At 53.5% G+C, this 23,077-nt stretch carries 18 protein-coding genes; 9 read left to right on the top strand and 9 right to left on the bottom strand.

Annotated elements, in window-relative coordinates; genetic code table 11:
* Both ACXUPB_RS15945 and ACXUPB_RS15940 read right to left on the bottom strand, forming a co-directional pair.
* Entirely contained in the window at window positions 1–3,477 is a 3,477-nt protein-coding gene (locus tag ACXUPB_RS15945) for a class I SAM-dependent DNA methyltransferase (RefSeq protein ID WP_472953399.1), read from the bottom strand.
* 128 nt (window positions 3,478–3,605) lie between these two features.
* Window positions 3,606–4,877 (bottom strand): methyl-accepting chemotaxis protein, encoded by a 1,272-nt coding sequence (locus ACXUPB_RS15940; protein ID WP_472953397.1) that lies wholly within the window; start codon window positions 4,875–4,877, stop codon window positions 3,606–3,608.
* 319 nt (window positions 4,878–5,196) lie between these two features.
* Here ACXUPB_RS15940 and ACXUPB_RS15935 point away from each other — a divergent pair, with 319 nt between their 5' ends.
* A complete protein-coding gene (locus ACXUPB_RS15935) occupies window positions 5,197–6,234 on the top strand; it encodes a CNNM domain-containing protein (protein WP_336274146.1) in 1,038 nt (345 codons plus the stop codon).
* A gap of 208 nt (window positions 6,235–6,442) precedes the next feature.
* The gene (locus ACXUPB_RS15930; RefSeq protein WP_336274145.1) at window positions 6,443–7,093 is read left to right on the top strand and encodes a peroxiredoxin; all 651 of its coding nucleotides are present in this window, start codon (window positions 6,443–6,445) and stop codon (window positions 7,091–7,093) included.
* Between the two features lie 54 nt (window positions 7,094–7,147).
* Here the strand turns inward: ACXUPB_RS15930 and ACXUPB_RS15925 are convergent, their stop codons facing one another.
* Window positions 7,148–8,419: a methyl-accepting chemotaxis protein gene (locus tag ACXUPB_RS15925; RefSeq protein ID WP_472953395.1), complete on the bottom strand. Its 1,272-nt coding sequence runs from the start codon at window positions 8,417–8,419 to the stop codon at window positions 7,148–7,150.
* A gap of 348 nt (window positions 8,420–8,767) precedes the next feature.
* On the opposite strand from ACXUPB_RS15925, the gene ACXUPB_RS15920 reads away from it, so the two are divergent.
* A complete protein-coding gene (locus ACXUPB_RS15920; RefSeq protein WP_472953392.1) occupies window positions 8,768–9,544 on the top strand; it encodes a ZIP family metal transporter in 777 nt (258 codons plus the stop codon).
* Window positions 9,545–9,551: 7 nt separating this feature from the next.
* Here ACXUPB_RS15920 and ACXUPB_RS15915 read toward each other — a convergent pair whose 3' ends face one another.
* Window positions 9,552–10,031, bottom strand: a complete 480-nt coding sequence (locus ACXUPB_RS15915) for a MerR family transcriptional regulator (protein WP_472953390.1) — start codon at window positions 10,029–10,031, stop codon at window positions 9,552–9,554.
* A 68-nt stretch (window positions 10,032–10,099) separates the two neighbouring features.
* Between ACXUPB_RS15915 and ACXUPB_RS15910 the strand changes: the two genes are divergently transcribed.
* On the top strand, window positions 10,100–12,304 hold the full coding sequence (locus tag ACXUPB_RS15910; protein WP_472953388.1) for a heavy metal translocating P-type ATPase: 2,205 nt from the start codon (window positions 10,100–10,102) through the stop codon (window positions 12,302–12,304).
* Window positions 12,305–12,333: 29 nt separating this feature from the next.
* Here ACXUPB_RS15910 and ACXUPB_RS15905 read toward each other — a convergent pair whose 3' ends face one another.
* Window positions 12,334–13,347, bottom strand: coding sequence for an isocitrate dehydrogenase (locus ACXUPB_RS15905; protein ID WP_101145194.1), 1,014 nt, complete (start codon window positions 13,345–13,347; stop codon window positions 12,334–12,336).
* A gap of 520 nt (window positions 13,348–13,867) precedes the next feature.
* Between ACXUPB_RS15905 and ACXUPB_RS15900 the strand changes: the two genes are divergently transcribed.
* From ACXUPB_RS15900 to cfa, 3 genes are all read left to right on the top strand, one after another.
* Window positions 13,868–15,358, top strand: coding sequence for a SulP family inorganic anion transporter (locus ACXUPB_RS15900; protein WP_101145195.1), 1,491 nt, complete (start codon window positions 13,868–13,870; stop codon window positions 15,356–15,358).
* Window positions 15,359–15,377: 19 nt separating this feature from the next.
* Window positions 15,378–16,235, top strand: coding sequence for a universal stress protein (locus ACXUPB_RS15895; protein ID WP_101145196.1), 858 nt, complete (start codon window positions 15,378–15,380; stop codon window positions 16,233–16,235).
* Between the two features lie 206 nt (window positions 16,236–16,441).
* Window positions 16,442–17,605: a cyclopropane fatty acyl phospholipid synthase gene (gene cfa / locus ACXUPB_RS15890; RefSeq protein ID WP_101145197.1), complete on the top strand. Its 1,164-nt coding sequence runs from the start codon at window positions 16,442–16,444 to the stop codon at window positions 17,603–17,605.
* Here the strand turns inward: cfa and ACXUPB_RS15885 are convergent.
* The 3 genes from ACXUPB_RS15885 to crcB (ACXUPB_RS15875) all read right to left on the bottom strand — a co-directional run bounded on the left by ACXUPB_RS15885 (window position 17,602) and on the right by crcB (ACXUPB_RS15875) (window position 19,537).
* On the bottom strand, window positions 17,602–18,564 hold the full coding sequence (locus tag ACXUPB_RS15885) for an arsenic resistance protein (RefSeq protein WP_101145198.1): 963 nt from the start codon (window positions 18,562–18,564) through the stop codon (window positions 17,602–17,604). The two genes, cfa and ACXUPB_RS15885, sit on opposite strands and share 4 nt — an antisense overlap.
* A 188-nt stretch (window positions 18,565–18,752) precedes the next feature.
* Window positions 18,753–19,139 (bottom strand): fluoride efflux transporter CrcB, encoded by a 387-nt coding sequence (crcB, locus tag ACXUPB_RS15880; protein WP_101145199.1) that lies wholly within the window; start codon window positions 19,137–19,139, stop codon window positions 18,753–18,755.
* A complete protein-coding gene (crcB, locus tag ACXUPB_RS15875; protein WP_101145200.1) occupies window positions 19,136–19,537 on the bottom strand; it encodes a fluoride efflux transporter CrcB in 402 nt (133 codons plus the stop codon). Before crcB (ACXUPB_RS15875) ends, crcB (ACXUPB_RS15880) begins: the two co-directional genes overlap by 4 nt.
* Before the next feature lie 169 nt (window positions 19,538–19,706).
* Here crcB (ACXUPB_RS15875) and ACXUPB_RS15870 point away from each other — a divergent pair, with 169 nt between their 5' ends.
* Window positions 19,707–20,564: a universal stress protein gene (locus ACXUPB_RS15870; protein WP_101145201.1), complete on the top strand. Its 858-nt coding sequence runs from the start codon at window positions 19,707–19,709 to the stop codon at window positions 20,562–20,564.
* A gap of 130 nt (window positions 20,565–20,694) precedes the next feature.
* On the opposite strand, the gene ACXUPB_RS15865 is transcribed toward ACXUPB_RS15870, so the two are convergent.
* Complete coding sequence (locus ACXUPB_RS15865; RefSeq protein WP_101145202.1) at window positions 20,695–22,386, bottom strand: 2-isopropylmalate synthase; 1,692 nt, start codon at window positions 22,384–22,386, stop codon at window positions 20,695–20,697.
* Window positions 22,387–22,580: 194 nt separating this feature from the next.
* Here ACXUPB_RS15865 and ACXUPB_RS15860 point away from each other — a divergent pair, with 194 nt between their 5' ends.
* The gene (locus ACXUPB_RS15860; RefSeq protein WP_008956313.1) at window positions 22,581–23,066 is read left to right on the top strand and encodes an Lrp/AsnC family transcriptional regulator; all 486 of its coding nucleotides are present in this window, start codon (window positions 22,581–22,583) and stop codon (window positions 23,064–23,066) included.
* Window positions 23,067–23,077 lie beyond the last annotated feature (11 nt).

Below are 23,077 nucleotides of genomic sequence, written 5' to 3'. Positions count from 1 at the left end.
TCACCTCACCAATCGCCATTGCTCGCCTTCTTGCTGGGCTTGGCCGAGGGCGGCGAGGGCGGAGAGTACCTCGTTTACGCCTTTTAGCGGTTTGCGTTTGAACTGGGTAGCTAAGCTTTCCGCGCTGTGGGGGCTGGCGGCGAGCATGTCGCGTAGCTGGGTGACTTGGCTGGCGAGGTCTTTGGGCCATGTGGCTTTGGTTTTGTCTGCGGCGGGTGCGGCAGCAGCCGTGGCGGCACTGGCCATTTCGGTTTGGGTGGGTGCGGCTTCTTCCGGCGCTTGGTAATCTGGGCGTAGCCAGCGCACGTTGCCTTGGGCTTCCTCTAAGGCGCGCTGTTTGTTTAGCGCCACTAAACGCATTAGCAGTTCTTCTTCGGCCTTCGCCTGGGCGGCGGGTTTATCTGGCAGCGGCGTGGTGGCACCGGGTAGGCCGACTAGCTCCTTAGCTAAATCATCCCAGCCGTAGGCGTTAAACACGGCGTTATCTAACGCGTCGTGGTCGGCGAGCAGGGTGCTGACCAAGCCTTGCTGGTTGATGGTTTGCTCTTTGGCATTAAGTTCTTCCCCAGCGCGAAGCTTTTCCATCACGTTATACATGCCGGTGAGCGTGAGCGCGGGGTGTTCTGCTTGTTGGCGTTTGCGGTGTGCGTCAATCTGTTCAGCTAGCTGGCCGATATGCGCCGCCTGCTCGTCGGTAATGTCAGGGAAGGGGAAGGTCTCGAAACAACGAGTTTTATTATAGCGAACATCGCCTACGTACATTCCGAGCGAACCACCATTAGCGTTGGCCCAACGGAAGTGCATACGACTTGATACGACTCCTAGCCACGTAGGAGTATCAACAGCGATATTCACCAGCATATTATCCGGAAGAATATCGGCATCCAAAAATGTAAATAGGCGATGTTTGGCGGTTTCTACCGTGGCGATATAGCGAGGAAGATCACTAAGTTGACGGCGTAATTTAGGGTTTGTTTCACCAAAAAGCCACCAGTTACGTTTGCGTGACTCACGCTTGTTGTTGTCACGCTCAGGCTTCACGCGTTCAAGCAACCATTGGTAAGCTGCTGGGTATCGCGCTTTTGACTCTTCTGCTGTCAGCCCGAAAAAGTCGATGACCATCACGTTGCGAGAACTCTGAGTCAGATCTCGGCCATTTCGGTATTGTCTGATGTGATTTTCTAACCCATTGATATTTCCAAGTCCAATCTGAGCAGCTTCTGTTTGGGTAACAATGAAGCCCTTGCCAAATAACGATACGCCACGATTGCTGAGTTCACTATTTGACAGCAAAGGAGCTGCCCCCGCTGTATTTGCCCCAATACCTAAATCAGCAAACACTTTACCCTCTCGGTGGCTCAGTGCGACATTGAGTGCTTCGCGGCCTTCATCGCTGCTTTCGTTTGTTACTTGCTGCAATAGCCCTGGCATTTCGCCTGCACGGCCCACGGTCATCGCTATACGTACCGCTGCACCGTCGTTGCCATCTACCCAGGGGTGGTCGGGAATCGCAAAGGTGAGCGATAGCGGCTTTTTGGCATCGTTTAAATGCGGTTCCAGTACGCGGCGGTTAAAGGTTTGGCGCAGGCTGTTGGTGGTGATAAAGCCAAACTGTTGAGCGTGGCCGGTGCGTACCGCTTCGGCGGCGATATGCCACCAATACATCACAAAATCGGCGGATTCCGGCACGGTGCCTTTAAATACTTGCCGTACGGCATCCACATAGCCATCGCCGAGTGCGCGGCGCATGGTGGAAGCGCCAATAAACGGCGGGTTACCGATGATGTAATCTGCTTCCGGCCATTCTGTGCGCTTGGGGTTATGGTAGCGGTACACGCTTGTGCGGGCGGTTTCATCGGGGATCAGCTCGGCGGTAGCGGGGCTTTTCTTCATGCTGATACCGTCCCAAATGGTGACTTCCTGGCCATTGTCATCCAACAGCGGTTCGCGGCTGTCAAACTCGATCAACGCGTCGCGGTTTTCGATGTTGTGGAAGTCTTTCAGTATCGGCTCGGGCAGGTCGAGGCTGCCGTTAATGCGGTAGTGCCACTGCAGGTAACCAATCCACAGCACAATTTCGGCAATGGCGGCTGCACGGGGGTTAATTTCCATGCCGAGGAACTGCTGGGGCGAGACGGTAAAGCCTTCGGCTTCCAAGCTATCTTGACCGCCGCTAAGGTCAGCGATCAGGTTTAACACTTCACCTTCCAGGCGCTTCATGTGTTCCAGCGCAACATACAGGAAGTTGGCGCTGCCGCAGGCGGGGTCAAGCACCCGCACTTGGCAGAGCTTGTGGTGAAAGGCGCGCAGGGTTTCCAGTGCTTTGTCGGTTTTGCCTTTCTGGTTGTGGGCTTCTGCGACTACCTGGGCGGTGGCCCATTCGCGGCGCAGCGGTTCAATCAGCGTGGGCATTACCAGCCGTTCGACATAGGCGCGGGGCGTGTAGTGGGCACCCAGCTTGTGGCGTTCGCGGGGGTCTAGGGCGCGCTCTAACAGCGTGCCGAAAATGGCCGGTTCGACAAAGCGCCAGTCGGCTTTGGCGGCATCAATCAATAACTGAATTTGCTCGGCGTTGAGCGGGATCGGGTCAATGCCTTTAAACAGGCCGCCGTTAAAGCGCATTACTTTAGCGGTGAGCACGCCGCTAAAGCCGCCGTTGTTCATGCTTTCCCACAGCGAGCCAATGGCGTCCGTAAAGTGCTCGGGGGTTGCTTTCATGCGCTCTAAAAATGCGGTGAAGCTGCCTTTGGGCAGTAACTCCACATCTTCACTGAACATGGTAAACAGGCAGCGCTTGAGAAAGTGCGCCACGCGGTCAACTTCATAACCGTCGGACTCCAGCGTTTTGGCAAGCGTTGCCAGTTTGGCACTCACGGCGCGGGTTACGCGGGCGGCGTATTGGCTGGGGTCTAGCGTGTCTGGCGCTTCCCATAGTGCTTTTAGGCGGTGCTGAATCTCTGGCTGACGCAGGTCTTCGAGTTTAATACGGTAGTTGCGCGGGTCGGGGAAGGGCACATAGGTGCCGCCAGAGCGCGAAAACTCAGAGTAGAGTGCCAGCGTGCGGCCAACATCCGTGACCACAATAAACGGCGGGCGGCCCTCTGTTGCGGGTAGGGCGCGCACGTATTGGTCGGCTTGGTTGTAAGCCGCCTGCATGGCTTTGTCCCAGCCTTTGGTTTCTAGCCCTTTGCCGGTTTGCTTGGCTTCCAGCACAAAGGCGCTGCGCTTGTAGAGGTCGATAAAGCCGCGATTTTCGCTGCCATCAGGGTTTTGAATATCCACCCGGCGCTCAAAGGTGTAACCGTTTTCACTGTTGTCTTTGCTGGCAGGGTCGGGCGTGGGGAGTTCAAGCAGTGTGCACAGTTCTGAAAGGAAGAGCTGATAGTTGGCCTTTTCGGTGCCGGTGGTGCCTTTCCAGCGGTCGATAAAACTATCAACAGCGGCAGGCGTGGCAACCGCAACGGGCGAATCGAACATCAGTCAATATCCTTTCAGGCATGTTTATCTAAACTAGTTAAGCTGGGTTAGATAGTAGCATGCTTAAAAGCGATAAAAGGAGGGTGATGTGTAAAGGGTGCACTTCCTTGTGCATGAAATCGGTTTGGCTAAATATGCGTATCGGCGGCGAGTTGTTCGATAGAGGTGGCGACATTGCGGGCGTCGTGAAGAATTTTATTCACAATGGTATCAATCTCACTAACGCTGGACTGGCTGGCTTTGCCCTGTTGAATCACTTGCTGCATGGATTGGGTCGTACGTTCTACCAAGCTGCCGTTGTCTTTAAGTACCTGGGTTATTTGCGCTACCGCCTCGGTGGCGCCTTTGGCAAGGTGGCGCACCTCGTTGGCGACCACCGCAAAACCACGGCCCTGTTCGCCCGCGCGGGCGGCTTCTACAGCGGCGTTCAGCGAGAGAAGGTTAGTTTGGCTGGCAATTTTTGCGATTGATTCGGTGATTTTGTGAATACTTTGCGACTGCTTATGCAGTTCATCAATCAGTTCTTGCGCTTGGGCGAGCGTTTGCGCGGCCTGCGCAGCGCCTTTCACCATCTCATCTAAGTGGCCCAGGCTGTCTTTAGCGGTTTGCTCAATTTGCGATGTACTGCTTTGCGCTGAGCTTATCGTACCTGTGGTGGCGGTAGCTTTTTCCACCAGTGGCGTAATATTGCTGGCGAATTTAACAACGGCTATGACGTTACCGTCTGCATCTTCAACAGGGTTATACGTCGCTTCAAGCCATACGGTTTTGCCCTGTGCATCTACCCGTTCAAAGCGGCCATTTTTGAAGTCACCGTTGGCAAGATTCTGCCAAAAGTTGGGTTGCTGGCGATAAAAATCAGGTCGGCAAAACATAGAGTGATGTTTGCCGATCAATGCTTCCTTGCGATAACCCATTACTTTTTCAAAGTTTTGGTTTACATCCAGGATGTCGCCTTTTGGCGTAAATTTAATCACGGCCATAGAGCGGTGTAGGGCATGCAGCAGCGCATCTTGGTGGTTAGCTTCTTGGTGGCTTTTAGTAACTTCATTGGCTACTTTAAGAATTTGAGTTACTTTGCCCATGCGCGTGCATATTGGCAGGTAGGTTGCTTCAAGCCACACCTCTTCGCCATCTTCTCTAAAACGGCGAAAGCGCCCATGGTGGCTTTTGCCAGCGGCAAGCGACAGCCAAAACGTTTGATATTCAGGGCGTTGTGTTTCGGCGGCATCGCAGAAAATACGGTGATGTTGCCCTTTGATTTCCTGTAGCCGACACCCCATTACGTCTAAAAACGATTGGCTAGCGTGCTTGATAACCCATTGTGGCGTAAAGAAAATGCAGGCCGTATGATTGAGTAATGCTTTATAGAGAGATGCGTTAAAAAAGTTGTTATACATTTAGGCCTTCTCTGTATTTAGTCGAATAATACTGGGAACAGGCACAAGGGGAGGCACCTAAGTGAAAAGAGGCTTGATTATCAAGTGAGTTTAATTATTGTAACTTCTTCTTTATTGATGAATCTGAACTCATTTTTAATAATATAGTTCTCTTTGCACTAGATTTGTAACCCTTCAACTGTGAACAAAAGTAAACTTTGAAAGGCGCAAGCTAGGGGGGAGGCCAATGGATGGTTTCTGCTGCTTTGGTGATGGCTGTTATTGACATTCGTCTGCCTTACCCCTATAAACGCGAAATAATCCATCACCCTAGGCCCTCATGTTCCTCTTAATCACGATTGCTACCCTTTCAATCGCGTTCTCATTCTTATGTTCCATCCTTGAAGCGGCGCTTCTTTCGATTACCCCCAGCTATATAGCTAAACAGAAAGAAGACAATCCCAAGTTGCATGCCTCGCTTACGCGCCTAAAAGCCAATATCGACCGGCCACTCGCGGCGATTTTGACGCTCAATACTATCGCTCATACTGTGGGGGCAACCGCTGTGGGTGCTCAGGCGGCCGTGGTATTTGGTGAAGCCTCTATCGCTATTGTGTCGGCAGTGATGACGATGCTGATTTTGATCTTGTCGGAAATTATCCCAAAAACCATTGGCGCAACGTACTGGCGCGGTTTATCGCCGTTTCTGCCACGCCTGTTAAATCCTATGATTATGGGTTTGCTGCCTTTTATCTGGATGTCAGAACAGATTACGCGCCGCCTAGGCAAGTCAGAGCATGATGTCGACCTGCGTGATGAAATCAAAGTTCTCGCGCGCGTGGGCCTGGAAGAGAGCGTGCTGGATGCGGATGAATCACGCACCATCATCAATATGCTTAACTTGCACGATATCCTGGTGAGCAAAGCGATGACGCCACGTACCGTGTGTGTAACGGTGCTGCCTGATATGACCGTCTCCGCGTTTGATAAGCAGTATGGCAAAGCGCCGTTCACGCGGTTCCCCGTGATGGATAACGGCGAGCAGGCGTTTGGCTATGTGCATAAAGCCGATATGTACCATGCAGACGATGCCAAAACGATGCGTGAACTGATGCACCCGATTGGTAGCGTGGATGTTTCAAATAATGTAGAGCAGGTGTTTACCTCTATGCTCAAAGATCACCTGCATATGCGGGTGGTTTATGATGAGCACGGCACTTTTGTCGGCTTGATTACGCTTGAGGACATTATCGAAACCATTCTGGGGCAGGATATTGTCGATGAGACCGACAATGTAGCCAATTTGCGCCACTACGCGAAACAGCAGTGGATCAAGCGCGTTAAGCGGGATGATAAAAACGCCAAAGCGGCTGAGTAAACCTTTTTCAGCTTATTGGTATAAAACGGCGCCTTAGGGCGCCGTAGTACGTTTTATCGTCAGGCTTTTACGCCTTTATACTGGGCTTGGCTCTACAGAGTGAACGTTGCCTTGCCACTGGCTGTCTTAGCACTAAATGATCTATAGTGAAGGTGTTGAAAGATAAATAAGGTATTAGGGCGTTCAACGTCCATTAAGGAGGAAAGCAATGTCATTACGTATCAATGCAGTCGTGCCTGATTTTAAAGCGGAGACTAGCCAGGGGCCGATTCAATTTCACGAATGGATTGGCGATAGCTGGGCTATCCTGTTTTCACACCCGAAAGACTTTACCCCGGTCTGCACGACGGAATTTGGTGCTGTTGCCACTCTGAGCGAAGAGTGGAAAAAGCGCGGCACCAAGGTGATCGGTGTATCGGTTGATGGCGTGGAAGACCACAAACGCTGGGGCACTGATATTAAGAACGTATCCGGCAGCGATGTTGATTTTCCTATCATCGCTGACGATAGCCTGACTGTTTCCAAGCTGTTCGATATGCTGCCTGAAGATGCCTATTTACCTGATGGCCGCACGCCAGCAGACAGTGCCACGGTACGTTCGGTATTTATTATCGGACCGGATAAGCAGTTGAAGCTCTCGATGACATACCCCATGACCGTGGGGCGTAATTTTGCTGAAATTCTGCGTGCCCTGGATGCACTGCAAACCACCGCGAAGCACGGTGTTGCCACTCCGGCTGATTGGATGGTAGGGCAAGACGTTATTATTCCACCTAGCGTTTCTGATGAAGACGCCAAACAGAAATATGGCGAATACGAAACGATCCTGCCCTATTTGCGCAAAACACCGCTACGTTAACAGCGTGGTATAAGCTACAAAAGCCAGTACAACAGTGCTGGCTTTTTTATTGGGTTAGCGAGGAGATTCCAACGCTAGCTGCTCAATAGACGTTGACACACTGCGCGCACCAATCAGTATTTCATTCACAATGACCTCAATTTCGCCCACGCTGGCTTGGCTTGATTTGCCCTGTTCCACCACTTGCTGCATAGCATGCGTAGTGCGTTCCACCAATGCGCTGTTGTCTTTAAGCACTCGGGTAATTTCTTCAACTGCTTCGCTGGAGCCCTTGGCTAAACGGCGTACTTCGTTTGCAACCACCGCAAATCCGCGGCCTTGCTCGCCGGCTCGCGCTGCTTCAACTGCAGCATTAAGCGACAATAGGTTGGTTTGATTGGCAATTTGCGCGATTGAAGCGGTGATTTTATTAATTTGGTCAGCTTGTTGATTAAGGGCGGCTATTAAGCTCTGTGCTTCGTTGAGCGTGTGTGTGGCTTGTTCTGAATCCTTGAGTATTTGTTTGAGGTGAGTTAAACCGCTCTGGGCTATTTTTTCAGTCTGTGTTGACGATGTTTGCGCCGTATTAACCGTTATATACGCTGCTTCTGATTCTTGAATTGAGCGGGTAATATCCGTGGCAAATTTGACTACTTTGATGATTTTCCCTTGCTCATCGTGGATTGGGTTATAAGTGGCTTCCAACCAGATAGTGTTGCCACGAGCATCAATGCGCTCAAATTTACCCTGCATAAATTCGCCACGGCTTAACCGCTCCCAAAAATCAGGGTGCTGCTGGTAAAACGTATCAGGGCAAAATTGGCGGTGATGAACGCCTCTTATTTGTTCAGCTGCGTAGCCCATTGTTTGTTCAAAATTACTGTTTGTATCCAGTACATACCCATCTGGAGTGAATTCAATCACTGCCATAGAGTTATTCAACGCCTGAAGAATGGCGCGCTCCCGCGCCGCATTTTGATGTTTGTCTGTAACGTCGCTAGCGACTTTGAATATTTGTATAACTTTTCCACGCCGGTTTTTGATAGGTATATAGGTCGCTTCAAGCCAAATTTCCTTGCCTTTAGCGTTTAAGCGCCGAAAGCGCCCCTGCTGGCTGTAGCCTGCGGCGAGTGTTTCCCAAAAAGCGGCGTATTCGGGCTGGTTGGTTTCTTCAGGAAAGCAAAACATACGGTGATGCTGTCCCTTAACTTGCTCGAGCGTGTAGCCCACAGCGTTCAAAAATAGAGGGCTTGCCTCTTTAATCTCACCATCAGGGGTGAATGAAATACAGGCAGTATGTTGCAATAGGGCGCTATGTTGGGGTGAATGGCGGTGAAGGCTTAGCATTTATAAAATGTCTCGATCGTATAGGGCTTGTATAGTTATACAAATCATAATAGACATTCGGTGTAAAATCACTTTTTTGTAGCGATATAGCACATAATGTTATTAACACATTGTAATTAAAATTTTACATATAGCGGAAGAAGAAGGCGGCTTTGTTATTGAGACCGCCAGGCCTAGGTGTTAATTGACTCGTTGGCGATGCTCAATGCAGAGTGAGGAGGGCGAAGTGATGTTCGCCGGTTTTGGCCTCGCTTGGCCTTTCTCCAGCGACTTTTGGTACAAAACCTAGACAACAACGTGTCGTTCTGTTTTATGTCTTGCTAATTGCTAACCGGGTTTATGTTGTTCATGGAAAATACGTTGTTATTAGGGTTTTTAGGCAGCTTAACGGCCGGGCTGCTAACGGCTGTAGGCGCATTACCAGTGCTGCTAGGCAAAGCACCCAGCCGTGGCTTTCGCGATTTGGCGTTGGGTTTCGCCGCTGGGGTGATGCTGGCGGCGTCTTTCTTTTCGCTGATTATTCCTGCGCTGGATGCCGCTGAAATCTATTATTCTGGTGGCCCCGTGCCCGCCGCGATTGTGTGTACCGCTATTTTGTTGGGCATGGGCGCGATTGCGCTGCTTAACGAGCATCTTCCCCATGAGCATTTTGCCCAGGGGCGCGAAGGGCCAGCGGCTGCATCACTGCGCCGGGTATGGTTGTTTGTATTTGCCATTACCATCCACAACCTGCCAGAAGGCATGGCGGTGGGCGTCGGTTTTGGCGCCAATGGGCTAGAAGGCGGCATGCCGCTGGCGATCGGCATTGGCCTGCAGAACATGCCGGAAGGGCTAGCCGTCGCGGTTGCGTTGATGGGCGAGGGCTACTCGAGGTGGCGCTCCTGGTCGATTGCTGCGCTAACCGGCTTGATCGAACCCATCGGTGGGCTGTTTGGCGCCAGTATTATTAGCGTTTCGCAAATATTGCTGCCATGGGGCTTAGCCTTTGCCGCTGGCGCCATGCTGTATGTGATCAGCCATGAAATCATTCCTGAAACCCACCGATCCGGCCATCAGAAGAAAGCCACCTTTGGTTTGGCGATGGGGCTGGTGATTATGCTGTTTCTGGATGTGTGGCTGGGCTAACTTCACGTTAACCGATGACATCCGCGCCACCGTGGGGGCCAGAGTGCTCACACAGGCGATGGTCGCTCAGCACGTCAATAATATGGCACTGGCCAATATTGCCTCCCGCGCACTGATTGATCATGCGCTGCAGTTCATCGCGCACCGCGGTTAGCCGCGCAAGCCGTGCTTCTACTTCGGCTAGGTGGCGTTTGGCCAAGGTGTCGACCTCTTCGCAAGGCATGGCGGGATAATCCGCCATTTGTAAAAGCTCCCGTACCGCCTCAACCGAAAAGCCAAAATCCCGTGCATGACGAATAAACGTTAATCGACGGACAGCCGACGCCGTATAGCGGCGCTGGTTGCCTTCGTTGCGCGGTGCTGAAGGCAGTAGACCAATGCGCTCGTAATAGCGCACCGTTTCCGGTTTGCAGCCGGACTCACGTGCCAATTCACCAATGCCAATATAGCGCTCAGTGGTGGAGAGCGTTGGAGAATGTTCTTTCATTGCTTGAACCTCTAGTCGCTACAGGTATTACGCTGTTCTTAAGATAGTCGAACTGGGAGTTCCATGCGATGAGTCATACGACCCCTACTAAAACCACGCAAGACAAGACCCCTCAAGCGACGCCCACGCCCACCACCCTGCGTGTACAGGGCATGGATTGTGGCGGCTGCGAGCGTAAAGTCGAAGCGGCGCTAACGCGCTTAAACCATGTCGAAGAAGTCTCCGCGAGTTCTGTTACCGGCTCGGTGCGATTGACCGCGCTGCCTGGGAAAACGCTGCCCCATGCCGAGATAGAGTCGACCATCACTGCGCTGGGTTACCAGGTAATTGATGAGTCGGCGAACACGGCTGAAGCGACAACACGTACCCCTTGGTGGAAAACGCCTAAAGGGCGTTTAGTGCTTGTTAGTGGGGTACTGCTGGCGCTTGCTTGGGCGCTTAAATTTGCCTGGCCTAGCCTGGGCACTTGGCCGTTTGTCGTCGCGACGGTGGTTGGCCTTGTGCCGATTGTCCAGCGTGCTGGGCAGGCGTTGAAGATGGGGAACCCCTTCACCATTGAGATGCTGATGAGCATTGCCGCCATTGGGGCGCTGGCGATTAACGCCGCCGCCGAAGCCGCGGTCGTGGTGTTTCTGTTTGCGGTGGGGGAAATGCTGGAAGGCGTTGCCGCCGCCCAGGCGCGGCGCAGTATTTCCGCGCTTTCTAAGCTGACGCCCTCTACCGCGCGATTAATGGAGCAAGGCAATATTCGTGACGTCGCTGCCGCTTCGCTTCAGCCCGGCCAGCGGGTGCAAGTACGCCCAGGCGACCGGTTACCCTGCGATGGGCTCATTATGGCGGGATGCTCCTCAATTGATGAATCGCCAGTCAATGGTGAATCGGTGCCGAGTGAGCGTGGCGAAAGGGAGGGGGTGTTTGCGGGCACCGTCAACCTAGACGGCGTGCTGGAGGTCGAGGTAACTAAAAGTGCAGAAAACAACACGATTGCCCGAGTGATCAAGCTGGTGGAAGAGGCCCAGGCGGCGAAAGCACCGGTGGCGCGTTTTATCGACCGCTTTGCTTTTTACTACATGCCTGCGGTGGTGGCAGTAGCGCTGCTGGTCGCTATTATACCGCCGCTGGTGTCGCCAATGCTGTGGTCGGAATCCATCTACCGCGCCCTGGCGCTGCTGTTGATCGCTTGCCCCTGTGCGCTGGTAATCTCGACTCCCGCGGCCATTGCAGCAGGCTTGTCGGTGGGCGCTCGTCATGGCCTGTTGATGAAAGGCGGCGCGGTGTTAGAGCAGTTAGGCAAGCTGAAACGCGTCGCGCTGGATAAAACCGGTACGCTCACCGCAGGCACGCCCTCGGTGACCGATGTGGAGAGCTTTGAAACTGACGGCAGTGTTGATAAAAACAGTCGGGATGAAGTAGTGCGTCTCTCCGCTGCGCTGGAGCAGGGCTCGAGCCACCCCCTCGCCGTGGCGATTAGTGATTATTTTCACCGGCAGCAGGATGCTCCGCTGCCTACTGTGCAAGGTGCCCATGCGCTAGCAGGGCATGGCGTTGCTGGGCGGGTGGATGGGCGTGAGTTAATGCTGGTAAGTCCGCGCTACTTGCAACGTTTCAACAGGCCCACCAGTGAAGGCGATAAGCGCATTGCCGCGCTGGAAGCGCAGGGCAAAAGCGTGGCCGTCTTGATCGAAGTAGACAGAGAGAACGAGCGCCCGTTAGGTCTGATCGCCCTGCGTGATGAGCCGCGTGAAGATGCTCGCGAAGGACTTCAAGCGCTTGAGCGCCTAGGCGTACAGGCCGTGATGCTCAGTGGAGACAACGCCCGCACCGTGGCCGCCATTGGTGAGCAGTTGGGCATTGAAGCTGAAGGCGAGCTGATGCCCGAAGACAAAGCCCAGCGTGTGCGCCAGTGGCAGGCACAAGGTCTTGGGCCGATAGGTAAAGTGGGCGATGGTATTAACGACGCACCGGCGCTCGCGGCATCGGAAGTAGGTATTGCGATGGGCAGCGGCACCGATGTGGCGCTAGAAACCGCCGACGCCGCTTTGCTTAAAAACCGCGTAGCGGGCATTGCCGAAATGATTGCGCTCTCCCGGGCCACCATGCGCAATGTTAAAACCAATGTGGCCTTGGCGCTTGGCTTTAAAGCGCTGTTTCTGGTCTCTACCGCGCTGGGGATTACGGGGATGTGGGTCGCTGTAATGGCGGACACCGGGGCAACTGTGCTGGTCACCCTCAATGCGTTGCATTTATTGCGTTACCGCTTTAACGACGTTTAAAACAAACTAGCCTGTTAGCTCTTTACGAACTAGCCCTGTACGTACTCGACCAACGCCTGGGCAAAGGAATCGGTGCTGCCGGTGCCGCCCATGTCGGGGGTGACCATGTCTCGGCGGGTTTCCAGCACGGTGCGAATACCCTGGCGGATAGCGTCGCCTTTCTCGTTCATGCCCAGGTGATCGAGCATTTGCGCGGCAGCCAGCAGTAGGGCACAGGGGTTAGCAATGTTTTTGCCTTCGATATCTGGCGCGGAGCCGTGCACGGCTTCAAAGATTGCCGCTTTTTCGCCGATATTCGCCCCAGGCGCCAGGCCCAGTCCACCCACTAGACCTGCACATAGGTCAGAGAGAATATCGCCAAACAGGTTGGTAGTGACCACCACATCAAACTGATGCGGGTTCATCACCAGTTGCATGCAGGCGTTATCGACGATCATCTCCTGAAATTCGATCTCGGGGTACTCTTTGGCGATCTCACGCGCCACGTCCAAGAACAGCCCAGAGCTGGTTTTGATGATGTTGGCTTTATGTACCGCGGTGACTTTTTTGCGGCCGTTGTTTTTGGCCAGCTCAAAAGCGTAGCGCACAATACGCTCTGAGCCTTTGCGGGTAACTTTGATTACCGAAATGCCGGTATTGCCGTCGTCGATCATTTCCTGACCGTCGGAAAGGTAGGCGCCTTCGGTGTTTTCGCGCACGGTGATCATGTCGATATCGTCGTAGCGCGAGCGGGTGCCGGGGAAGCTAATCGCCGGACGCACGTTGGCGTAAAGATCAAAGTGGCGGCGTAGCTGTACGTTGATTGAGGAGAAGCCCTTACCAATCGGCGTGGTCAGCGGGCCTTTTAGGGCAATGCCGTATTTTTCGATGGCATCCAGCGATTCCTGGGGAATCAGCGTGCCGTGCTTTTCAAGCGCGCCCAGGCCGGCGTCAATATGTTGGTAATTCAAGCCGCAATCTAACGCGTCGAGTACTCGTAGCGTGGCCTGCATAATTTCGGGGCCGATACCGTCGCCTTTGATGACTGCAATAGATTGGCTCATGTGCTGCTCCTCTTTAATCGGCAGGCTTATTCGGCATGCTTATGGGGCAAGGAATGGCGTGCCGCTTCAACGTGAAAAGTTGGGATTAAATGTCTCTTTTAGCGGTGCAATGGTACGCCAAATTGAACCTAGAGGGCACCCTGCAAAGGGTGTAGGGCGGGTGCAGTCAACAATAATTGCTGCTAGAATGCGGCGGCTTATTACAACGCGATTAAATATAGCGTTCTTCTGACAGCAAGGCATAACGGCAATGACCTTTTCAAATTCAACACAAGCATTACCCACTTCAGGGCTGATGACTCCGCCCTAGGTTTCCCCCTCCCCAAGCGATACGTCTAGACACGTTAATTGCGTTGTCATGGCGTTACGGCATGCTATTGCCATTCTTCCGCCGATTGGCGGGCCGAACCTTAGATTGCTCCAGCACTGGCTCATTAGTCTGATACCGCGCGTCTTGCGTGCGCCACTGTGTCGCGTCGAGGGTTTGTACTATTTTAACCTCCAGCCATGGACTCCCTGAATGTCTCTCTATAGTAAGCAAGAGTGGTTTTCCAATATTAAAGGCGACACGCTCTCGGGAATCGTGGTCGCCCTTGCGCTGATTCCCGAGGCGATTGCCTTTTCAATCATCGCAGGCGTTGACCCCAAAGTTGGTCTTTATGCCTCCTTCTGTATCGCGGTGATTATTGCCTTCACCGGTGGTCGTCCCGGCATGATTTCAGCGGCAACCGGCGCTATGGCGTTACTGATGGTGACGCTGGTGCGCGAACATGGGCTTGAATATCTACTGGCGGCAACGCTGCTTACCGGTGTACTGCAGATTATAGCCGGTTACCTGAAACTCGCGGATTTGATGCGCTTCGTGTCGCGCTCAGTGGTTACCGGGTTTGTGAATGCGCTGGCGATTTTGATCTTCATGGCACAATTGCCGGAATTGACCGACGTGACCTGGCATGTTTATGCCATGACGTTGGCGGGCTTGGGCATTATCTATCTGTTTCCCTATTTACCCGTCATCGGTAAATCGATTCCTTCACCGTTGGTCTGCATTGTGGTGCTAACCGCGGTCTATATGATTAGTGGGATGGATATCCGCAGTGTCGGTGATATGGGTGAACTGCCCGATACGCTGCCTGTTTTTCTGTGGCCCAGCGTGCCGCTGAATCTGGAAACACTATGGATTATTTTACCTTACGCGTTGATGCTGACTGTGGTGGGCCTGCTTGAGTCGATGATGACCGCCACCATTGTGGATGACCTGACCGATACACCGAGTAATAAAAATCGCGAGTGTAAAGGGCAGGGGATTGCCAATATAGGTGCCGGGCTGATGGGCGGCATGGCTGGCTGTGCCATGATCGGTCAATCAGTTATTAATATTAAGTCCGGTGGCCGGACGCGATTATCGACGCTGATTGCTGGCGTGGTGCTCTTAATGATGGTGGTCTTCCTGTCAGATTGGGTGTCGCAGATACCCATGGCGGCGCTGGTGGCGGTAATGATCATGGTATCAATCGGCACCTTTAGCTGGGAATCGATCCGGGACCTGAAAAAACACCCCCTAAGCACCAATATCGTCATGTTGGCTACTGTGGCGGTCACGGTTAGCACACACAACTTGGCTATCGGCGTATTTGTCGGTGTGCTGTTGGCGGCGCTGTTCTTTGCTAACAAAGTGGGCAACATTCTCTACATCGGTTCAAAAGAGATCGAAGCGGGCAAAGAGCGTGAATATCAAATAGTCGGCCAAGTGTTCTTCGCCTCTTCTGAGCGTTTCACGGCCGCTTTCGATCTCAAGGAAAGTATCGAGAAAGTGACGATTGATCTTTCCCGTGCACACTTTTGGGATGTGACTGCCGTACAAGCGCTGGACCGGATCGTGATTAAATTTCGCCGTGAGGGTACTGAAGTAGAGCTTGTTGGTTTGAGCGAGGCCAGCGCGACGGTAGTGGATCGCTATGCGGTTCATAACGACCCCGAAGCGGTTGAAAAATTGATGGGCGGCCACTAACCAACGCAAGGAGCGCAACATGACAGATCAAGTATTAGCCGCTATTGACGGCTCCCAGTTTTCAGAAGGCGTCTGCGATTACGCCGCCTGGGCAAGCTTGGCCATGGATGCACCGTTAACCTTTGTGCATGTGGTCGACAATCATTCAGGCGTACCCGAAGAGCAGAACCTTTCCGGCAACCTGCGTTTCGGCGCCCGCGAACGGCTGATGAAAGAGCTTTCCGAACTTGATGAGCAGCGCGCGAAGGTGAATCGCGAGCAAGGCAAGTTGATGTTGGAAGCCGCCAAAGAGCGCGCAATAGAAGATGGGGTCAGCGACCCCGCCACGCGCCAGCGCAATGGCACCCTGGTGGAAAGCCTGTTAGAGCTTGAGAAAGACATACGTTTGCTGGTAGTGGGCAAGCGCGGTGAAACCGCCCACCAAGCCAGTGGGCATCTGGGTTCTAACCTTGAGCGGGTGGTGCGTGAACTGCACCGCCCGATCCTGATGGTGCCGAAAACCTTCAAGCGGCCTGAAAAGATATTGATAGCCTTTGACGGCAGCAAAACCGCCCGAAAAGGCGTCGAGATGCTGGCCCGTTCGCCGCTGTTTGCAGGCACCGAGTGCCATGTGCTGATCGTGGGTGCAGAAACGGCTGAACGCCGCTCCGAGCTTGAGTGGGCGTTAAGCACGTTGCGTGAAGCTGGCCACCAGGCCGAAGGCGCTATTCGTGCTGGCGAGGTAGATGAAGCCCTGCAAGCCTACGAAAAAGAGCACAGCATTGACCTGCTGGTGATGGGCGCCTACGGGCACTCGCGTATTCGCCACTTGCTGGTAGGTAGCACAACCACGGCCATGCTACGTGGTAGCCGCATACCGGTACTGATTTTGCGCTAAGGCTCACTAAACAGCAGCGCATCACCGTTTAGCTCGCATTGCGACTTCTTCTCTGCAGCCGGCCCTCGTAATTTGAGTGGCCGGTTTTTTTGTATTTAATTAGCGTTAAGGTGGCTTATTTAACAATGCTAATGTTGCAATGCGGTTCTATGCTGATAGTCAGGTTGTTATCTATTCACACACTGGAATAGTGCGAGGAGCCTGCCTTGAATATGCCTACCTTAGAGAGAACAGTCCCTGTTGGCTTCGATGAAGCCTCTCCTTCCCATCGTTTTGTCGCCGAGTTGCTGGCCCAAGCCGATATTCAGTTGGATGGCCGACGATCCTGGGACATACAGCTAAAAGCACCCGGTGTTATCGATAGCGCCCTTTCGCGAGGTAACCTCGGGCTTGGCGAAAGCTATATGAAAGGGGATTGGGACGCTGCGCAACTAGACGAGCTGTTTTACCGCTTAATGCGTGCTCAGCTTGGGCAGCGTATCAAGCCTACCCAACTAGTGTATTACTCGTTACGTTCGCGCCTGCTGAATCGCCAAACCGTTAAGCGCGCATGGGAAGTGGGCGAAAAGCATTACGATCTGGGTAATGACTTCTATGCTGCCATGCTTGATCAACGCATGACGTATACCTGCGGTTACTGGAAACATGCTCAAACGTTGGATGAAGCCCAGGAAGCCAAGCTAGATCTCATTTGTCGAAAACTTCAATTGAAACCAGGTATGCGCGTGCTGGATATCGGCTGCGGTTGGGGAAGCTTTATGGCCTACGCTGCCGAGCATTACGGCGTTGAATGCGTGGGCCTTACGATCTCTAAGGAGCAAGCCGAGTTCGGGCAGCGGCTGATCAAAAAAGGCCTGCCGGTTGAGTTTCGCTTGCAGGATTACCGTAATGAGCACGAGCAGTTTGACCGCATTGTCAGCATCGGCATGTTTGAGCACGTGGGGCATAAAAACTATCGTGAATTTATGAGTGTCGCCAACCGTTGCTTAAAAGATGATGGGCTGTTTTTGCTGCATACCATTGGCAAAAATCTAAGTAATACGGTCACCGACCCCTGGATTGATAAGTACATTTTCCCCAATGGGGAGCTGCCCACCATGGGGCAAGTCACGGACGCTGCTGAAGCGCTTTTCGTGGTAGAGGATGTACATAACTTTGGGGCTGATTACGACCGTACGCTGATGGCTTGGCATCAAAACTTTGAGGCTCACTGGCCGACGTTTAAAGACCAGTATGGCGAGGGGTTTTATCGCATGTGGCGCTACTATTTATTAAGCTGCGCTGGTGCTTTCCGCGCTCGGGAAATCCATCTCTGGCAGTTGGTGATGAGCAAGCAGGGGGTGTTGGGGGGCTATCACCGCATCAGTTAATGTATTTTCTCTGGCAATAGCTTGCTAGGCACCCAGCGTAAGAATGCCACCATGCCAAAGAGTTCGATGAGTGATTGAAACACAATCACGACTACCGCGGCCTGCCAAGCGCTGGGTAGCGTCAGGGCGATAGGCAGCATTACAAAGGAGTTACGCGTGCCAAAGCTAAAGGCCAGGGTTCGGGCGCTAGCGGTGGGCAATGCAAACAGCTTGCCTAGCCCTTTGCCCAGCAGTGCCGCGAAGAGTAAAAAACCGATAAAGATAAAGACGACCTGAGCCAACACCTCGCTAAGCTCGATCACAGTGTGAACCTGCGAAGCGGCAATCATAAACACCACCAGCGCCAATAGCGGCACGGGCAGCAGCCCCAGGCAGGCAACGCTGCGTTTAATGCTGCGGCGGCCTTGGGCTAGGTATTCAGTCAGCCAAGCGAGCACTAACGGCGTAATAATAAGGCCGGTAAAGGCACTCAGTAGCTCTTTAGAAAGCGTTAACTGAAACCATTCACTGCCTAAAAACAGCCAAAGATAAATCGGTAGCGCAACCATCTGCACCAGCAGCAGTAGCGGGGTGGCAGCCATCGCCCGGGCGGCATCGCCTTTGCCTAAATGCGTAAAGGTGATAAACCAATCGGTGCAGGGTACTAGCAGTACCAGCAGAACGCCTGCCAGCACTGCGGAAGAAAGCGGTAGCCACAAAACGAAAAGCGCTAAAAAAGCGGGAATGGCGATAAAGTTGCCGGTTAGTAACGCCGCCATAAAGCGCTTGTCAGTGAAGCTGCGGGCAATGTTCAGTAAGGGGATTTGAGTAAAGGTGGCATACAGTAGTATGCCTAATAGAGGCCATACTAACGGCGCTAGGCGCTGAGCAAATCCCGGCGCCCCGATGCCTAGTGCTAAACCCAAGCCAATGAATACCAGATAGAGCCAAGACTGATACTGTTCCATCTGATCGCGCATACTGGATCGTCCTTTGGCTGACGGTTTTGCTAGGGTTTGTACGAAAAGTCGGCGAGCGATGGCTAGACAAGGCAAAAATCAACGAAAAAGCGGAGTTTACAGGGTGTAAATGAGCATTTTGATCGGACTCGCGCACGAGATGATTTTTAACGCCGTATAGACGAGCGCAGGCAGTTTTCGTACAAAGCCTAACGAGAAAGCGCCATGCGTTCACCCACAACGGCGGCACCCAGCCAAAGCGGCAGGCTGACCACTATATAAACCAGCGCCATAGCTGGTTTGCCCACCTGCACCAGATACAGCGTCTCTAAGCTAAACAGCGAAAAGGTGGTAAAGCCCCCGCAAAACCCGGCGACCAGTAACGGTTGCAAACGCGCGAGTGGGCTGTGGGGTGAGCGCGAGAAGGTGGCAGCCAACCAGCCGATTAAACAAGAACCCAGCACGTTGACGATAAGTGTTCCCCACGGGAAATAACCCCCTAATGCCGCCTGCGATAACAGCGAAACGCCGTAACGTAGCACGCTGCCGACGCCGCTGCCGATGCCCACCGCAAGGTACGCTCTCCAGGCACTCATAAGTTCGCTCCTGACAGAGAAGCGCCTGATAACAACCAGCCAAAGGTGACCATGGCTAAGCCAAACAGCAGCGTGGCCCCTACATTCACGCTGGCGCGCAGTTGCTGGCCGCCTTGCCATAGCTCGATGGTCTGCAAGCTAAAAGAAGAAACGGTGGTGTAGCCACCCAGTAAACCGGCGACAGTGAACAGCCATAAAGGTGAGGGGGCGTTGGCGATACCTAGGCTGCCGAGTAGCCAGCCCGCTAGAAACGCGCCGCTGGCATTAACCGCCAGGGTTCCCCAGGGAAAGGCCTTACCGAGATAGCGGGCCAGTAGATTGGAAACCGCAAACCGCCCCATGCCACCCAGCGCGCCGCCGAGTGCGACTAACAGTACGCTTGTTAAGCCATCACTCATGCTTCCCCCTTAGGCGCTCAATAAATAGGCCGCCCAGTTTAGCATGTGCGTTTTATAGCGTCCGAAGCACGCAAGAGCGTTTTAGGGTGTCGCACGTCAATCAGTTGGTGTAGAAAAGGTCGAGAATATAACAACAATGTTGATGCCCCCGCTCAAGGAGAAGTACTCCATGTCAGATCGCGTGTTGGCCGCTATCGATAGTTCTCAGTTTTCAGAAGGTGTGTGTGATTATGCGGCCTGGGCCGCTAAAGCGCTGAATGCGCCGCTTAGTTTTATCCACACCGTCGATAATCATCACGCCCAGGTAACCGAGCCGGATTTAACCGGTAACCTAGGATTAGGTACCCGAGAGCACCTGCTGGAAAAACTCTCGGGTATAGAAGAGCAGCATGCCAAAGTCTCCCGTGAACGCGGGCGACTACTGTTAGACGCCGCCAAAGAGCGTGCGATAAGCGCGGGCGTTGCCGAGCCGCAGTGCTTGCAGCGCAACGGTACGCTGGTGGAAACGTTAGTCGAGAACGAAAAAGAGGTGCGCTTGCTGGTAGTCGGCAAGCGGGGCGAAACGGCGCACCAAGCCAGCGGCCATTTAGGCTCCAACCTTGAGCGTGTGGTGCGGGAAATGCACCGGCCGATTCTTATGGTGCCGAAACAGTTTACCCAGCCGCATAACGTGATGATGGCATTCGATGGCAGTAACACCGCGCGTAAAGGCGTGGAAATGCTGGCTAAAAGCCCACTATTTGAGGGCGCCACCTGCCACGTGGTGATTGTGGGTGCGGAAACCGCAGAAAACCGCTCGCAGCTAGCCTGGGCATTAGAAACACTGCGCGAGGCCGGTCACACTGCCGAAGGGGCCATCCGCTCTGGCGAAGTAGAAAAAACGCTACGTGCTTACAAACAAGAGAACGGCATTGATATGTTGGTGATGGGGGCCTACGGCCACTCGCGAATTCGCCACCTATTGGTCGGCAGTACTACCACCGCGATGCTGCGTAAAGCGCAGCTGCCGGTGTTGATTTTGCGCTAATCCATGTGAGAAATACCGAAAGTAGAGCTGGGTGTGCAATATTTGTCTTCGATACGCTTGCTGGCGACGTAGATGAATCCCTGCTTGAGTCAGGCTACATCGCCAGTTGAGGTTTAGGTGGCAGCGGCGGTTACAGCGTCAGCTCTGCTTCCTTGGAAGATAATCCCTTTGCCACCGTTTGATCGGTGAAATTGATACCCGCGATGATCGCCTTGAGCGATGCACTTACCGTATCGCTGTCCTCGGCTACCGCGCAGAGCCGCTGACCATCGATATTAAGCTGCACAAAGGCAATGGCATTGGCCTCGCTGCTGGCACCGAGAGAGTGCTCGCTGTAATCGATAATGCCTACGCTGCTGCCGGAGTGACGTTGCCACGCATCGGTAAACGCGGACATCGCGCCGTTGCCCTTGCCTGAAAGGCGTAGCGTTTCGCTACCTTGTTGCAGCGTGACTTCAATGCCTTCCTGCTGACCCTTGGAAAGCCGGTAGTCGACTAGCGAGAGCGGTGCTTCCTGGGTGAAGTGATCAAACATCACCTGGCGAATCATTTCGCTGGAGAGTTCGCTGGCGCGTTTTTCGCTCTCTTGCTGCACGTAAGGCGCCAAGGCCAGCATCATCCAACGCGGCAGGTTAATGCCGTAATCGCGTTCCAGCAGGAAGGCCATGCCCCCCTTACCGGACTGGCTGTTGACGCGAATGACGGCCTGATAGTCGCGACCGATGTCATGGGGATCAATGGGCAAATAGGCCACTTGCCACGGCTCGTCGGGCTTCTGGTGCTTGAGTGATTTACGGATCGCATCTTGGTGACTGCCTGAGAAAGCGGTGTAGACCATCTCGCCCACCCAGGGGTGGCGTGGGTGAATCGCAATCCCGGTGCACTCGTTGACGACCTGAATGATTTCATCAGGATTGGAAAGATCCAGCTCAGGATCAATGCCTTGGCTATAAAGGTTCATCGCCAGGGTGACGATATCCATATTACCGGTACGCTCGCCATTGCCCAGCAGGGTGCCTTCTACCCGCTCGGCACCGGCCAGCAGGGCAAGCTCGGCGGAGGCGACAGCGCCACCGCGGTCGTTGTGGGTATGCACCGAGATGATCACACTGTCGCGGCGGCTGATGTGCTGGCAGAAGTACTCAATCTGGTCGGCGTGATGGTGCGGCCCAGCCACTTCCACCGTGGTCGGCAGGTTGAGAATGCATTTGTTGTCCGGCGTTGGCTGCCAAACATCCAAGACTGCTTCGCAGACCTCCAGGGAAAAATCGATTTCGGTGCTGGAAAAGCTTTCCGGTGAGTACTGAAAGCGCCAGTCAATGTCCGGGTAACGGTCGGCGTAGGTCTTAACCCAGGTGGCGCCCTGTACCGCGATATCCACAATACCGGCGCGATCCATCTCAAAGACACGTTCGCGCTGAACCGTTGAGGTGGAGTTGTAGAGGTGAACAATGGCGCGTTTGGCGCCTACCAGCGAGGCAAAGGTCTTTTCGATCAGGTGTTCGCGACACTGCACCAGCACCGCAATGGTGACGTCATCGGGAATTTGATCCTCTTCGATCAGCCAGCGCACGAAGTCGTAGTCCGGTTGGCTGGCCGAAGGAAAGCCCACCATGACTTCTTTGATACCTACTTTAACGATCTGATGCCAGAAGCGCTGTTTCTGCTCAACGGTCATCGGCTCAAGTAACGCCTGGTTACCGTCGCGTAGGTCTTCGCTCACCCAGATCGGGGCGTGATCAAGGTCACGATCCGGCCATTGACGGTTGAAAGCAGGTACACGGGGCGCAGGGCGATACTTGCGATGATCGAAAGCGGACATGGTGGATTTCCTAAGCGTAGCTGGTTGATTGAATCGGCTGCTTGTGGCGACCGCACTACTTCGTTGGCTGCTTTTGACAGCCTATCCAGTGTATGCGCTTTGCCGCGCTAGGTTCTTGCGAAAATAGGTCCACCAGGCACATAATTAGCATAAAATATCGATAGTCTTTAATTTTATGGTAGGAGCTGCTTTTTATGTCCGTGTCGCCACTGGTGTTGGATCGTTTTGATCGTCATATATTGGATATCGTGCAGCAGGAAGGACGGATCAGTAATCAGGAGTTAGCTGACCGTATCGGCCTTTCTCCTTCGCCTTGTTTGCGTCGGGTGAGAGCCTTGGAGGAGCATGGCTTGATTCTGCACTACCGTGCAGAAGTCGATTCCCGTCAACTGGGCTATCAACTGATGGCGCTACTGCATATTTCCATGGATCAGCATACGCCGGAACGCTTTGATAATTTCGAGCGCCATATACGGGAAATACCCAATGTCATCGAGTGTTTGATTATTACCGGTCAGGCGGCGGATTTTCAGCTCAAGATTCTGGTGCGCGATATGGACGACTATCAACACCTGCTCCTGCACGTGATCAACCGGATTGAAGGCGTGACGGGGGCGCACACCAGCTTTGTCCTGCGGCGGGTCTTTGAACATCGCCCAGTGCCTACCGATCGGCTTTGATAGCCTTAATG

The sequence above is a fragment of the Vreelandella sp. DA03-1M genome (assembly GCF_055725665.1).
The sequence above is the reverse complement of the archived record's forward strand: the minus strand, read 5'-3'. Positions and strand labels throughout refer to the sequence as shown.